At 66.5% G+C, this 14,233-nt stretch carries 12 protein-coding genes; all 12 read right to left on the reverse strand.

The features are described from left to right. Positions 1 to 732: 732 nt before the first annotated feature. On the reverse strand, positions 733 to 1,293 hold the full coding sequence (locus VDQ18_RS03810; RefSeq protein WP_323019691.1) for a hypothetical protein: 561 nt from the start codon (positions 1,291 to 1,293) through the stop codon (positions 733 to 735). Then, complete coding sequence (recA, locus tag VDQ18_RS03815) at positions 1,290 to 2,357, reverse strand: recombinase RecA (protein WP_323019692.1); 1,068 nt, start codon at positions 2,355 to 2,357, stop codon at positions 1,290 to 1,292. The genes VDQ18_RS03810 and recA overlap by 4 nt, the downstream gene beginning before the upstream one ends. 163 nt (positions 2,358 to 2,520) lie before the next feature. Then, positions 2,521 to 4,533 (reverse strand): sigma-54-dependent Fis family transcriptional regulator, encoded by a 2,013-nt coding sequence (locus VDQ18_RS03820; RefSeq protein WP_323019693.1) that lies wholly within the window; start codon positions 4,531 to 4,533, stop codon positions 2,521 to 2,523. Between the two features lie 60 nt (positions 4,534 to 4,593). Next, on the reverse strand, positions 4,594 to 5,073 hold the full coding sequence (locus VDQ18_RS03825; RefSeq protein ID WP_323019694.1) for a hypothetical protein: 480 nt from the start codon (positions 5,071 to 5,073) through the stop codon (positions 4,594 to 4,596). A gap of 234 nt (positions 5,074 to 5,307) precedes the next feature. Further along, complete coding sequence (katG, locus tag VDQ18_RS03830; RefSeq protein WP_323019695.1) at positions 5,308 to 7,491, reverse strand: catalase/peroxidase HPI; 2,184 nt, start codon at positions 7,489 to 7,491, stop codon at positions 5,308 to 5,310. Positions 7,492 to 7,537: 46 nt separating this feature from the next. Further along, a complete protein-coding gene (locus VDQ18_RS03835) occupies positions 7,538 to 7,933 on the reverse strand; it encodes a VOC family protein (protein WP_323019696.1) in 396 nt (131 codons plus the stop codon). 108 nt (positions 7,934 to 8,041) lie between these two features. Next, on the reverse strand, positions 8,042 to 9,085 hold the full coding sequence (locus VDQ18_RS03840; RefSeq protein ID WP_323019697.1) for an NAD(P)-dependent alcohol dehydrogenase: 1,044 nt from the start codon (positions 9,083 to 9,085) through the stop codon (positions 8,042 to 8,044). Between the two features lie 57 nt (positions 9,086 to 9,142). Beyond that, entirely contained in the window at positions 9,143 to 10,774 is a 1,632-nt protein-coding gene (locus VDQ18_RS03845) for a molecular chaperone GroEL (RefSeq protein ID WP_323019698.1), read from the reverse strand. A 67-nt stretch (positions 10,775 to 10,841) separates the two neighbouring features. Next, positions 10,842 to 11,645 carry a metal-sulfur cluster assembly factor gene (locus VDQ18_RS03850; protein ID WP_323019699.1) on the reverse strand — a complete coding sequence of 268 codons (804 nt, stop codon included), beginning with the start codon at positions 11,643 to 11,645 and terminating at the stop codon, positions 10,842 to 10,844. Positions 11,646 to 11,650: 5 nt separating this feature from the next. Continuing rightward, positions 11,651 to 12,673 (reverse strand): amidohydrolase family protein, encoded by a 1,023-nt coding sequence (locus tag VDQ18_RS03855; protein ID WP_323019700.1) that lies wholly within the window; start codon positions 12,671 to 12,673, stop codon positions 11,651 to 11,653. Positions 12,674 to 12,706: 33 nt separating this feature from the next. Then, entirely contained in the window at positions 12,707 to 13,786 is a 1,080-nt protein-coding gene (locus tag VDQ18_RS03860) for an NAD(P)-dependent alcohol dehydrogenase (protein WP_323019701.1), read from the reverse strand. 69 nt (positions 13,787 to 13,855) lie between these two features. Continuing rightward, positions 13,856 to 14,224, reverse strand: coding sequence for an MmoB/DmpM family protein (locus VDQ18_RS03865; protein ID WP_323019702.1), 369 nt, complete (start codon positions 14,222 to 14,224; stop codon positions 13,856 to 13,858). Between the last annotated feature and the right edge of the window lie 9 nt (positions 14,225 to 14,233).

Raw genomic sequence — 14,233 nt, forward strand, 5'->3', positions numbered from 1 at the left:
CCGGGGCCCGGGTTTCGCCCTGGGCTCGCGCCTGCGGGCGACCGGAAGCGGGGGGCCAGCCCCCCGCGCCCCCCCGCCAAAGGGGGTTTTCCACCCCCTTTGGAAACCCCCGAGGATATTTGCGGCGCAAAGAAGGGGCGAGGTTCGGGGGAGCTTTGGAGGCGCGGTGCCCTTTGGACGTGTCGCCGGCCTTTCGCCGTGTTTCCCCTGCCCTTTCGGAACCCCAGTGAGTGACGGGAAGCTGAGGCCCTGTCAGGGATCTTGGGCTTGCGTTTGGTGAATGCTGCGGAGGCGAATGGGTGCCCGGACAGGAGCGCTTGGTCAGAGAGGACTGGCGGGATTGCCTGGGGCGCGGCCGCTGGGCCTTGTCGCGCCTGGTCACGCAGGATCCGTGGGCCTGCCCTGTCAGCTCGCGGGCGTGTCCTCCGGTCGTATATGAAGTTCCTGTCTTCTGCGGTGTTCTCGGGCCTGCGGAGGAAGTGATCGGCCGCACTGTCCCTGTCCCGTCGCGCTAGGGGCGCGCTCCTGGGGCGGTTCCGGCAGGCTTGATCCTGTGATCACGACCGGGGCGCGTTTCGCAGACACTGGATTCATCCAGACACAGGCCCGCAGGCAGATCAGCCCCTCGGAGCCGCGGCTGACGCCGCCGACGTCATCCCGGACAAACGGCGTCGCAGTGACCTGACCAGCGCGGCTGCATCTTACCGAAGATACGCCCCGCCTCGCCGGATATCAGCGCAGGACGCGAATCAGGTCGCCGTTGGCGATCTCACCGTCCGTCTCGACGCTGCACAGAAGCCCGCGCAGGCGCAGCGGCGGGTGGTCGGGGGCGGTGATCCAGTCCTTGGCGGCGCTGCCGTAGCGGACTTTCCACTTCACGCAGGCGTCGTTGAAGACCTCGGACAGCCGCAGCACCGCGCTGCCGACGGCCAGGAGTGTGCCGGTCGGCAGATTGGCCTCGCTGGTATCCAGATCCGCCACGAAAGTATCGCCCGGATGGGGCGTGCCCTCGCGGTCGCGCCAGACCAGATCCATGACCCGCTGCGGCAGGATCGAGACCTGGATCCCGGGATGCGGGCTGCCGTCGGGCAGGCGCAGCCAGGGGGCGGTAGACCAACGTTCGCCAGGGATCCCGCCCGCGCGGGTCAGCGTGATCCGGTCGACGAAACGCCGTTCGTTATAGGCGGGGCGCAGGCAGAGCATCTCGACCGCCGCGCCGTCCTTCGGCGCGGCCAGCACATGCGGCAATCCGGCGGCGAGTTCTTCGGCCGTGACCTGCGCCCTGCCCGTCACTCGTCAAGCACCGCGCCGTCTTCCTCGCTCATGTGGAAGTCGAGGCCGTTCGCCGCGCGGATCTTGTCCTCGATCTCGTAGGCGATCTGCGGGTTGGACTTGAGGAAGCCCTTGGCATTCTCACGCCCCTGCCCGATCCGTTCGTCGCCGTAGGAATACCAGGAACCCGATTTCTCCACCACACCGGCCTTGACGCCGATGTCCAGGAGTTCGCCGGTCTTGGAAATCCCGTCGCCGTACATGATGTCGAATTCGACCTGCTTGAAGGGCGGCGCGACCTTGTTCTTCACCACTTTCACGCGGGTCTGGTTGCCCACAACCTCGTCCCGGTCCTTGATCGAGCCGATGCGGCGGATGTCGAGGCGCACGGAGGCGTAGAATTTCAGCGCATTGCCGCCGGTCGTGGTTTCGGGCGAACCGAACATGACGCCGATCTTCATGCGGATCTGGTTGATGAAGATGACCATGCAGTTCGAGCGCGCGATCGAGCCGGTCAGCTTGCGCATGGCCTGGCTCATCAGGCGGGCATGGACGCCGACCGAACTGTCGCCCATGTCGCCCTCAAGCTCCGATTTCGGGGTGAGCGCGGCGACCGAGTCGACCACCACCACCGAGACGGCGCCCGAGCGCACCAGCATGTCGACGATTTCCAGCGCCTGTTCGCCGGTGTCGGGCTGCGAGATCAGCAGGTCGTCCAGATTGACGCCCAGCTTCTTTGCATATTGCGGGTCGAGCGCGTGTTCGGCGTCGACAAAGGCGCAGGTGCCGCCTTTTTTCTGTTCCTCGGCAATGACATGCAGCGTCAGCGTCGTCTTGCCCGAGCTTTCCGGCCCGTACACCTCGATAATGCGGCCCTTGGGCAGGCCGCCGATGCCCAGCGCGATGTCGAGGCCGAGCGAGCCGGTCGAGGTCGATTCGATCTCGGCCACGGGATTGTCTTTCCCCAGCCGCATGATCGAGCCCTTGCCGAACTGCCGTTCGATCTGCGCCAGCGCCGAGTCGAGCGCCTTCTGCTTGTCCTGTGCGCGTTTGTCCTGCATGTCGAGAAGGCTCGCCGTTGCCATGTTCAGACCCCTTATCCCATAGCCCGTACCGGGCGGCAATGTCGCGTTTGTTCCACTCTTGTTCTCGCCAATATGCGCACAAAACAGGAACATTTCAAGCGGAGTTTCAGAAACCCCAGCTTCGCAGACATATGGTTAAGGAAGCATTGATGCTGGCGCCGGTTCAGGGCTTGCCGATGCGGTAATTCTTCAGCTTGCGGTAGAGCGTCGGGCGCGAGATGCCGAGTTGCGCCGCCACCCGGGTCAGGTTGCCCCCTTCGGCGATCATCGCCCGGCGGATCGCGCCTGCCTCGATGCTCTCCAGATCGCCGGAATTGCCCTTGAGGATATTGCCCAGCGATTCATCGGTCGGATCGTCCAGGTCTTCGCGGATCTCGGCCGGAAGATCGGCCAGGGTCACGACATCGCCCCGCACCATCAGGTAGCTGCGCTGCACCAGGTTGCGCAATTCGCGGACATTGCCGGGCCAGGGATAGGACAGCAGCCGCTCCATCGCCGCGTCGGCGAAACGCAGCGCCGGGCGGTTGAACTCGGCCGCGTAGAGCCCGGCGAAATGCTGGCAGAGCCCCAGCACATCCTCGCCCCTCTCGCGCAGGGGCGGAACCTCGATGGTGACGACGCTGATCCGGTAGAACAGGTCGCGGCGGAATTTGCCCTTGTCGATCTCCTGCCGCAGGTCGCGATTGGTGATCGACACCAGCTTCACATCGACCGGACGGCGCTGGTTGTCGCCCATCCGGTAGATCGCCCGTTGCTCCAGCGCCCGGAGCAGATAGGGCTGCAATTCGATGGGCATGTCGCCGATCTCATCGAGGCAGAGCACCCCGCCATTGGCCAGTTCGAACTTGCCGGGCCGCCCGCCGCGCGTGGCGCCGGTGAAGGCGCCGTCGACATAGCCGAACAGCTCGGCCCCAATCAGGTCGTTCGAGACGGCGGCGCAATTGACCGGGACATAGGGCGCCTTTTCCGACGGCAGGCTGCCATGCACCAGCCGGGCGAACAGCTCCTTGCCGACGCCGGTCTCGCCCAGGATCAGCACCGAGACATTGGTATGCGCGGCGCGTTCGGCCAGTTCCATCGCCTCGACCATCTTGGGCGAGCTGCCGACGATGTCGATCCGCCGCTCGGCGACGTCACGGCGGGGCTTGATCGAGCGCGTGGTCGGCAGGGGCTTGCCCGGCGTGCGCTCGGTCTTCAGAAAAAGCGCGGCGCCCCGATTGGCGCCGTCGAAATAGAGCAATTCGAGTCCCCGGGCCTCGATCGCGGGGGGCAGCAGCTTGACCAGATCCTGATCGCTGTGCCCGTCGAGCTTGGGCAACAGGCGGCTGCCCAGCGCCAGCGATCCGACCGCGGGATGCTCCTTGTCGTCCAGCCCCCGGCGGAACAGGATCCGCCCGTTGCGGTCCAGAAGCAGCACCTTGTTGTCGAGCTGCGCGCGTTCGGACATCAGGAACGCCTCAAGCAGCTGGGTGCGGTCCTGCCGCTGCTGTTCGGCCAGCGCGATCTCGATCTCGCGCGCGGCGGCCAGCACCAGGGCGATGTTGTGCTGCTGGAAGATCTGCGGCGGGCCGGACAGATCGACCACGCCGACCACCGCCTGGGTCATCGGGTCGCGGATCGGCACCCCGGCGCAGGTCCAGCTTTGCACGCCCTCGACGAAATGCTCGGAGGCATGGACATAGATCGGCAGGCCGGTCTTCAGCGCGGTGCCGATGCCATTGGTGCCGACACTGCTTTCCGTCCAGTCGCCGCCCACTTCCAGATGGATCGACTGCCCCTCGTCCAGCACCGATTCATCGCCGATGGCGTCGATGATCACCCCCTGGTCATCCGCGAGGATCAGGATGGTCTTCGCTTCTTTCAGATAGGGTTCGAGGCGGCGGAAGGCGGCCAGCGCCGCCCGCCGCAACGAGGCGTTGCGCTCGCGGCGCTGATAGATCTCCTCGTCATCGGCGATCTTGCGGGCGACCAGACCCGAGGCGTCGATCCCCAGTTCGGCGCTGCGGCGCCAGGAATCGAGGATCGGCTCGCGGACATTGCGCGGGCGCGCCTCATCGGAGCGGCCCGAGCTGACAAAGCTCTCCCAGGCCTGCCGGGTGCTGCGCTCGGAGACGCCGCTGGCACCCGCCTTGCCGGCCGGGGGATCGTTCGGTTTGAAATAGCTACTGCGGGCCATGATAAGAGCGGGTTCCGTTTTGCCATGCTGAGCCCGAACCGGCTCGGTCATCGGGTCACGTCACACGCCGAGGGCCTCCTCTAGCGCGCGGGCGAGGTCTTTCTCGGTGAACGCGCGCGTCAGGGGGATCTCGGCAAAGGGGGCAAGAGCGCCCCGCATTTGGTCGTCGATCGGCGACAGGAAACCGTTCTCGGCGGTGGCCAGGACGAAGCGCCGGGCGAACGAGGCGCCGCGGATCTCGCCCAGCATCTGCAGCTGGCGGCTGGTGACCTTGTCGACCAGAACCACGCGGCCGTTCAGGCTGACCTTGACATAGGGTTCGACCGTGTCGCCGCGCGCGGGCGCCTTGAGGTCGCGGATGATCAACCCCTCGGCCTGCGGCTGCTGGGCCCGGCGGGCCTTGTCCTGTTGCATCTTGGTGTATCCGCCGTTGCTGATCTGGTCAGCCAGTCGGCGGATGGTGGTGGAGTTCTCGGCAATCATCCGCCGGGCACGCAGGTCCTCGGCACGCGGTCCTTCGCGCTTGGAAATGATATCCACGGTTGGTCTCCTCCTAATTCCAAATGGTAGCATTGCGGGCCTATCCCGCAAAGGAAATTCGGCTTTGATCCGGGCGAGAAATGCGCCGGGACAGCGCGGGCCGCCGAACCGGAGCGCGGCGAGTATGCCCGGATTTTACCTTTTACTAACAAGGCCCTGTAACGGGTCGTGATCCCGGGGGACGGATCCGCCCCCGGGTTTCGTTGCTTCGTTCAACATGGCGCCGAGGCGCCGTCAGAAACGATCGGCCTGCATCACCTTCGTCCAGGCGGCGACGAAGGCGTTGACGAAGGCACGCTCGTTGGCGGGGCTGGCATAGACCTCGGCCAGCGCGCGCAGTTGCGAGTTGGAGCCGAAGACCAGATCGACCCGGCTGCCGGTCCATCTCACCGCGCCGGTCTTGCGGCAGCGGCCCTCGAAACGGGTGGCCTCGGCATCGAGCGGCGCCCAGACGGTCCCCATGTCGAGGATGTTGACGAAGAAATCGCGGCTGAGCGTGCCGGGACGGTCAGTCAGCACCCCGGCGGGATCGGCACCATGCGTCGCGCCGATGGTCCTGAGGCCGCCGACCAGCGCCGTCATTTCAGGCGCGCTGAGGCCCAGAAGCTGGGCGCGGTCGACCAGAAGCGCCTCGGCCGGGACCGAATAGGCCTGTTTCTGGAAGTTGCGGAAGCCGTCGGCGATGGGTTCCATCGGCGCGAAGCTCTCGGCGTCGGTCTGCGCCTCGGTCGCGTCGGTGCGGCCCGGGGTGAAGGGCACGGCGATGTCGTGGCCGCCGGCGCGGGCCGCGGTTTCGACGCCCAGGGCACCGGCCAGCACGATCAGATCGGCCATCGAGACCGTCTTCGGCCCCCGGTTGAAGCCCTCCTGCACCGCGCCCAGCGTAGCAAGGATATGGGCAAGCCGCGTGGGTTCGTTCGCCTCCCAATCCTTCTGCGGCGCCAGGCGGATGCGCGCGCCATTGGCCCCGCCCCGCTTGTCCGACCCCCGGAAGGTCGAAGCCGAGGCCCAGGCGACCCAAACCAGATCCGCCACCGGCAGCCCGGTCGCCGCGATCTGCGCTTTCAGCGTGGCGATGTCGGCGGCGTCGATCAGCGGGTGGGTGACCGGAGGCAGCGGGTCCTGCCAGATCAGATCCTCGCGCGGGACCTCCTGGCCGAGATAGCGCGCCTTCGGCCCCATGTCGCGGTGGGTCAGCTTGAACCAGGCGCGGGCGAAAGCGTCGGCGAACTCACCGGGGTTCTGCTGGAAGCGCTTGGCGATGGGGCCATAGACCGGGTCCATCCGCATCGCCATGTCGGCGGTGGTCATCATGATCGGAACGCGCTTGGCCGAGCCGTCTACCTCGGGCGCGTGATCCTCGGGCGCCAGCCCCTTGGCGTGCCAGATATGCGCGCCCGCGGGGCTCTTGGTCAGTTCCCAGTCGTAGCCGAAAAGCACATCCAGATAGGCCGTGTCCCAGCGGATCGGGTTCGGGGTCCAGGCGCCCTCGATCCCCGAGGTCGTGGTGTCCACGCCCTTGCCGCTGCGATGCGCGTTGATCCAGCCAAAGCCCATCGCCTCCAAGGGCGCGGCCTCGGGTTCGGGGCCGACGAGGCCCGGATTGCCCGCCCCATGCGCCTTGCCGAAGGTGTGGCCGCCTGCGACCAGCGCCACGGTATCTTCGTCATTCATCCCCATTCGGGCAAAGGTGTCGCGGATGTCGCGGCCCGAGGCGATGGGATCGGGGGTGCCGTTCGGCCCCTCGGGGTTCACATAGATCAGCCCCATCTGCACAGCGGCCAGCGGGTTCTCCAGCACCCTGTCGCCCGAATAGCGGCTGTCGCCCAGCCAGGTCTTCTCGGCGCCCCAATAGATGTCTTCCTCGGGCGCCCAGACGTCTTCGCGCCCGCCGCCGAAGCCGAAGGTGCGTCCGCCCATGCTTTCGATGGCGACATTGCCGGCCAGGATCATCAGGTCGGCCCAGGAGATCGCGTTGCCGTATTTCTCCTTGATCGGCCACAGAAGCCGCCGCGCCTTGTCGAGGTTGCCGTTATCCGGCCAGGAGTTCAGCGGCGCAAAGCGCTGCGTCCCGGTCGAGGCCCCGCCCCTTCCGTCCGCCGTGCGGTAGGTCCCGGCCGAATGCCAGGCCATGCGGATGAAGAACGGTCCGTAATGGCCGTAATCGGCGGGCCACCAGTCCTGACTGTCGGTCATCAGATGGGTGAGGTCGGCCTTCACCGCGTCGAGGTCCAGCGCCTTGAAAGCCTCGGCGTAGTCGAAGCCCTCCGGCATCGGGTCGGCGCTGCGCGGGTGCTGGTGCAGGATGCGCAGGTTCAGCTGGTTGGGCCACCAGTCACGGTTGCTTTGCCCCGCGACATTGGTGGCGCCGTGCATGACCGGGCATTTCCCTGCCGTGGCGATCTTGTTTCCGTCCATGTGTGTCTCCCTCAGGCGGATTGTCTGGTCGGGCGCTTGGCGCGCCTTATTGGAACCGGCCCCCGCGCTGGAGGACCTCGATCTGGTAGCCGTCCGGGTCGGCGATGAAGAAAAACCGCGCGACCGGCGTGTCGCCGTTTTTGAAATCCACGAGCTTGCGGGGGTTCAGGCCCAGCGCCGTCATCCGGGCGTGTTCAGCGTCCACATCGGCGACGCTGACGGCGAAATGGCCGTAGCCGTCGCCCAGCGCATGGGGCTCGGTCCGGTCCTTGTTGACGGTGAGTTCCAGCTCGAACCCGCTTTCCGGGTTGCGCAGGTAGATCAGCGTGAAGCCCTCGAAATCCAGCCGGTCGGCGGGGGTCAGGCCGAAAGCGTCGCGGTAGAAGGCGGTCGAGCGCGCCTCGTCGAGGACGCGGATCATGGAATGGATGGCCTTGGCCATGGCAGCCTCTCGGTGTGGCAAAAGGTCCCTGCGGCACGCGGGAGGGAATGCGGCCGCAGGGACATGCCCGGCCCGTCGGGGAGACGGCCGGAGTGGCGCAATAGGGTGTCAGGGAACGATCACGCCCCGGCCGGTGAACTTGCGGTTCTTGAAGTCCGAGATGGCGGTGTTGATGTCGTCGAGCTTGTACTCGGTCTGATGCATCATCACCTTGCCGTCGGCGTTCATCTCCATCAGCTCGACCAGTTCGGTGTAATCGCCGACGAGGCTGCCTCCGATGCGGATCTCACGCGACACCAGATCCAGCGTCGGCACCTGGATCGTGCCGCCATAGCCCACCATGATCAGGTCGCCCCCCTGCCGCAGCATCTGCCAGCAGAGGTTCTCGGTCCCGTGCTCGCCCACGAAGTCGATGACCACATGCGCGCCGCCGCCGGTGATGTCGGCCACCTGCGCCAGCAGGTCCGGCCCGCCGTCCAGCACGAAATCCGCGCCCAGCTCGCGCGCCAGTACCTGCGCGCCGGGCTCGCGGTCGACGGCGATGACCCGCGCGCCGCTCATGTGTTTCAGGACCTGCAGCGCGATGTGGCCCAGCCCGCCGATGCCCAGCAGCAGCACATAGGCGCCCGGCCGCAGCAGTTTCGCGGCCTTCTTGGCGGCGCGGAAGGCGGTGATCCCGGCATCGGCCATCGGCGCCACGCTCAAGGGCGTAATGCCGGTGTTCAGCTTGATGACCGAGCTTTCGTTGGTCTTGAAATACTCGGCGAAGCCGCCGTCCAGCCCCAACCCGGGAAAGAGGCCATGATCGCAATACATGTCATGGCCATAGCGGCAGTTGAGGCAGATGCCGCAGCTGCGGTGCGGGTGGCAGATCACCGCGTCGCCCGGCTTGACCGAGGTCACGGCGCTGCCGACATCCTCGACCCAGCCCGCATTCTCGTGCCCCATGATATAGGGCAGCAGGTTGCCGTGGGTGTCCATGATCTCGCGCCACACCCCCTCGATGATGTGCAGATCGGTGCGGCACAGGCCCGCCGCGCCCACCTTGACGATCACCTCGTTCGGGCCGGTGATGGTCGGCGCCGCGACGTTCTCGATCTTGAGCTGGACGTTCATCTCGGGGTCGTATTCGTAAAGTCTCGCTGCTTTCATCTCTCTGATCCTTTGCGGGAATGGCCGCCGCCCCGCGCCCGGGACGGCGGGAAGGCGTCACTTGCGGCCGAGGAGTTCGGCACCGCCGCCCAGCGCCGGGCCCTCGGTCGGGTCGGGTTCCCCCTCGCCGAGGCTGGCGACCAGCGTTTCGGTGGTCAGGATCAGCGTGGCGACCGAGGCGGCGTTGACCAGCGCACTGGCCGGCACCCGCGCCGGGTCGATGATCCCGGCCGCGAACATGTCGCCGAAGGCCCCGGTCGCGGCGTCGTAGCCGATGCCCGCCGCCCCGCCGGTCACCCGCGAGACCACGCTCTCCACATCGGCCCCGGCGTTGCGGGCGATACGGCGCAGGGGTTGGGTCAGGATCTGCCGGACCAGCGCCACGCCCTTGGCTGCGTCGCCCTCGGGCGTGAGCCCGTCGAGACAGGGCGCGATCTGGGCCAGCGCCGTGCCGCCGCCCGCCACGACGCCATCCTCTGCCGCCGCCTTGACGGCGCAGAGCGCGTCCTCGACCAGCTGGATCGTGCGCTTCTGCTCCACCGGGGTGAAGCCGCCCGCATAGATGATGGCGCTGCCGCCGGTCAGCTTGGACAGCCGCTCGCGCAGCTTGTCCTTCTCGACATTGGGCGGCGCCACGTCATGCTGGCGCTGCACCTGCGCCCGGCGCGCGGTGATCGCGGCGGGATCGCCCTGCCCTTTCAACACGCTGGTGCCCGAGGCATGCGAGCGCACGATCTCGGCCCCGCCGAGCTGCGCGCGCGTGACGGACTCGACCTTCTTGCCCAGATCGCGGGCCAGAACCTCGCCGCCCGTGAGGATCGCCAGATCGTCCAGCATCGCCGTGCGCCAATGGCCGTATTCCGGCGGATGCACGATCAGGTATTTCCCCGCCCCGCCACCATCCAGAAGCGAGATCACCACCTCGGGCGCGATCTCCTCGGCGATGATCATCAGCGGGCGGCCTTCGTCGTCGGCGATGCGGCGGGCGTTGGCCAGAACCTCGGGCTTCAGGATCTTCTGATCCGTCATCAGGATCAGCGGGTTGCGCAGCACCGCTTCCATCGCGTCCCGGTCGGTGACCATGTGGTGCGAGATATAGCCGCGCTCGAAGGACATGCCCTCGACCACCTCCATCGTCGTGTCGATGGTGACGCCGAAATCGGCCGAGATGACGCCGTCGCGCCCGACCCGCTGATAGGCCTCGGCCACCAGCGCGCCGAGCTTGGCATCAGTGGCCGAGACGCGGGCCACGGCCTGCAGATATTCCGGGTGATCCGCGCAATCGCGCGAGCTTTCGTCCAGCGCGGTCAAGATGCGCTGCACCGCCAGATCGATGCCCTTGCACAGATCGACCGGCGCCACGCCCTTGCAGGTCAGCTGCACCCCGCCCTGCACCAGCGCATTTGCCAGCACGATGGCGGTCGTGGTGCCGTCGCCCGCCACGTCGTTCGTTTGCATCGAGACTTCGCGGACGACCTGCGCGCCCATGTTCTCGAACCGGTCGGTCAGCTCGATCTCGCTGGCGATGCTGACGCCGTCGCGGGTCACCATCGGCGTGCCGACCGGGCGGTCGACCATGGCGTTCATGCCCTTCGGTCCCAGCGTCGGCTCCACCGCCGCCGCCAGCCGGGCCACGCCCCGGGCGAGGCTCTGCCGCGCCGCCTCGCCATGCACCATGAGTTTAGCCATATCTTCCTCCCTCCCCGAGGGTGAAACCCCTCGGGACCTTCTGATTTCGTTGCGTGATTGTCGGCGGTCAGGCGCGCTGAGCCGCCCCTTCCCGGGGCGGCACCCGCCCCTGGATGAAGTCGACAAGCGTCGGTCCCTCCGGCCCGATCTCGACTTCCTTGTAGCGCGTCGCGGCGAGGCCCCGGCACATGGCACCGTTGAACTCCATGTTGATCCGCGTCGAGCGCAGGCGCTGGACGTGATCGGCGAAACCCGCCTCGGTGACGGGCGCGCCCTCCCAGGTGACGAAGGCCGGGGCCTCCGGCCCCCGGGCCAGACCCCGCTCGGCCAGCAGCGACAGGTAGCGCGGCAGTTGCGCGCGCGATTCCTCGCCGCCGAAGGTCACCTCGGCCAGCTCGCCCAGCCGCATCCGGGTGATGGCGCCCGGCGTCCGCCCCTGCGCCAGCAGGCCCGAGAGGACGGATTCCTGGCGCCGGTCAAAGGCCTTGGCCAGGAATCTCGCCTCGACCTCGGCCAGGTCCGCGCCGTCGCAATACTCGGCGAAGACCTCGTGATAGGCGCGGCCGCTGTTGACGCCCTCGTTCACCTTCTCGCCGAAGCAATGGTCCTGAAGCTGGACCTCGACCCCCTTGACCCAGGGCAGCCGGGCGACCTCGCGCCGGATGCCGAAGGCCATGAGGAAGGCGAAATTGGGCGAACACCAATAGGTGGGCAGCCGGAACTCGATGCGGACCCGGCTGTCCCCCGTGAGCGTCACGCGCTCGACGAAGCCCATCTCGGTGATGGGTTCGTCGAGCTCCGGGTCCGTCACCGCCTCGAGGCGTTCCCAGACATCGAGTTCCAGTTCCGCGATCAGGGTGGCGACGGTCATCGGCCTCACTCCGCGGCGATCTGGACCGGGGCGCCGGCCAGCTGGGCCCGCTTGGCCCCCACGTCGATGTCATAGAGCCGGGCGGCGTTGAGACCGAGGATCTTCTCCTTGACCGCATCGGTCAGCTGCACGCCGCGCTCGGCGGCGATGTCCTCGGGGATCTGGTAGTTCCAGAACTTCTCGACCAGCCATTTCGGCGTCCAGATCGCGTAATCCGAGCCGAAGAGGATCTTGTCCTCGCCGATCCAGAACAGCAGCTCCGCCATCACCTCGCCGAAATAGCGCGGGCGGGTGTGGATGAAGGGCATCGCCACGGCCAGACCGGCATAGACGTTGGTTTCCTGCGTGGCGATCCAGCAGAAATCGTCCAGCCGCGGCAGGCCGCAATGTTCGACGATCCAGTTCAGGTTCTGGAAATCGGTCGCGGCGTAATCGACGTCATCGACGCTGAAGGCATCCTTCGACAGCGGGATGATGGTCGGGCCCTTGTGGACATGGACGTTGCGGATGCCCAGCTTGTCGCAGAGTTCGAAGCATTTGTAGGCCGAGGGATCGTTCAGCGCCCAGCCCTTGCTGTCGCCGTTCCACTCCGCCGTGTACATCTTCACCCCTTTGATATCAAAGGTCTCTTTCATGTAGTGGATGTATTCCAGCGCCTTCTCGCCATCGCGCGGATCGAAGGAGCCGTTGACGATGAAGCGCTCGGGGTGGCGGCGCGCCATCGAGGTGCTGCGCTCGATGGACGAGAAGCCGTTCTTGTAGAAGTCCTTCAGATAGGTCGACTGGATGATCGCCATGTCATCCGGCCCGTCGACGAAGAGGTCGCGATAGATGTCGTCCTCGGTGTATTTCTCGAACCGGGCCTTGGCCCAGAGTTCTTCCTTGGGGCTGAGGTTGGTGTGATAGGCGTAGAAGCAGTCGATGAACTGCTTGCCGTGGATGTTCGACTGGTTCTCGGGGCTGCCGTCCCAGAAATGGACATGGCCGTCCAGCACGAAGATCTCTTTGCCGTCGGGGGTCTTGTACATGGTATCCTCCTTACCTGACTTGTACGTTTCGCCTTAGGTGGTGATCGCGACCTTCAGGACACCGTCGCGCTGGTTCCCGAAGAGCTCGTAGGCATCCTCGATCTGGTCGAGGGTGAAGCGGTGCGTGACGAGGCTTTTCATGTCGACGCGGCCCGAGCGGACCACATCCATCATCCGCCGCATCCGCTCTTTCCCGCCCGGGCAGAGCGCGGTGCGGATGGTCTTTTCGCCCAGGCCCGCCGCATAGGCGTCGAGGGGAATGCGCAGATCGGTCGAATAGACCCCGAGGCTGGACAGCGTGCCGCCCGGCCGGATCACCCGCAGCGCGGATTCGAAGGTCGATTGCAGGCCCAGCGCCTCGATCGCCACATCGACGCCGCGACCGTCGGTCAGCTCCATGATCGCCGCCACCGGGTCGTTCGAGGCCTTGATGTTGATCACCTCGTCGGCGCCCATCTTGCGGGCCATGGCCAGCCGTTCGGGGATGCCGTCGACGGCGATGATGCGGCTCGCGCCCATCAGCCTGGCCCCCGCCGTGGCGCACAGGCCAATGGGCCCCTGGGCGAAGATCGCCACCGTGTCGCCGATCTTGATGCCGCCATTCTCGGCGCCGGCGAAGCCCGTGGACATGATGTCGGGGCACATCAGCACCTCTTCATCCGTCAGCCCGTCGGCAATCGGCGCCAGATTGGCCATCGCATCGGGCACCAGCACGTATTCCGCCTGACAGCCGTCGATGGTGTTGCCGAATTTCCAGCCGCCGATGGCCTTCCAGCCGTGCTTGGTCCCGGCGCCGTCCTGCGAGCAATAGCCGCAGAGGCAGGCGTGGCTCCAGCCCGAGGGCGTGATCGCCCCGGCAATCACCCGCTGGCCTTCGCGGAAGCCGGTCACGGCAGAGCCCAGCTTCTCGATCACGCCGACCGGTTCGTGGCCGATGGTCAGCCCCTTCTCGACCGGGTATTCCCCCTTGAGGATATGGATATCGGTGCCGCAGATCGTGGTGGTGGTGACGCGCACCAGCGCGTCATTGGGACCCACATCCGGGATGCGCTTGTCCTCGAGGACGATGCGCCCCTTTTCCACGAAAACCGCGGCCTTCATCATCGCAGCCATACTGGCCCCCTGTGCTCGTCATTGTCCGTTGGGGCGCGGCAGGCCGCGCCCCGGGGTCGCGCAAAGCGGTCAGATGTATTCGAAGACGTCGTCCATGTTGCCATAGAGGATGACCGTGTTGTCATCGACCCGGACCATCCGCCCGTAGTGGGTGGAGGTGTTCACCTCGAAGATCTCGGCGGTCATCTCGCGGCCGAGGTATTCGCTGATCTCGTCCATCTTGAAGACCAGCTTGCCCTCGCCGTCGACGCGGATCGTGGCGGGGTTGTAGGTCACCGTCACCTTCGGGTCCTGGCCCATGAATTCGGCGATGGCACGGGCCTCGACCGAGTCGTTCATGGTGACGCCGCATTGATGCGAGATCGTCTGTTCGAAGGTGATGTCCTTCATCGACTTGAAGATGTTCTGCTTCGAGGAATCGCGAGCGGTGCTAGACATTCTTTTCGT

The organism is Pararhodobacter sp. (assembly GCF_034676075.1).
Taxonomy (GTDB): domain Bacteria; phylum Pseudomonadota; class Alphaproteobacteria; order Rhodobacterales; family Rhodobacteraceae; genus Pararhodobacter.

Excerpts from the sequence above, each read along its gene's own strand:
- VDQ18_RS03865 (WP_323019702.1), bottom strand. The coding sequence starts at position 14,224 with ATGTCTAGCACCGCTCGCGATTCCTCGAAGCAGAACATCTTCAAGTCG.
- VDQ18_RS03855 (WP_323019700.1), bottom strand. The coding sequence starts at position 12,673 with ATGTACAAGACCCCCGACGGCAAAGAGATCTTCGTGCTGGACGGCCAT.
- VDQ18_RS03845 (WP_323019698.1), bottom strand. The coding sequence starts at position 10,774 with ATGGCTAAACTCATGGTGCATGGCGAGGCGGCGCGGCAGAGCCTCGCC.
- katG (WP_323019695.1), bottom strand. The coding sequence starts at position 7,491 with ATGGACGGAAACAAGATCGCCACGGCAGGGAAATGCCCGGTCATGCAC.
- VDQ18_RS03835 (WP_323019696.1), bottom strand. The coding sequence starts at position 7,933 with ATGGCCAAGGCCATCCATTCCATGATCCGCGTCCTCGACGAGGCGCGC.
- recA (WP_323019692.1), bottom strand. The coding sequence starts at position 2,357 with ATGGCAACGGCGAGCCTTCTCGACATGCAGGACAAACGCGCACAGGAC.
- VDQ18_RS03840 (WP_323019697.1), bottom strand. The coding sequence starts at position 9,085 with ATGAAAGCAGCGAGACTTTACGAATACGACCCCGAGATGAACGTCCAG.
- VDQ18_RS03820 (WP_323019693.1), bottom strand. The coding sequence starts at position 4,533 with ATGGCCCGCAGTAGCTATTTCAAACCGAACGATCCCCCGGCCGGCAAG.
- VDQ18_RS03850 (WP_323019699.1), bottom strand. The coding sequence starts at position 11,645 with ATGACCGTCGCCACCCTGATCGCGGAACTGGAACTCGATGTCTGGGAA.
- VDQ18_RS03860 (WP_323019701.1), bottom strand. The coding sequence starts at position 13,786 with ATGGCTGCGATGATGAAGGCCGCGGTTTTCGTGGAAAAGGGGCGCATC.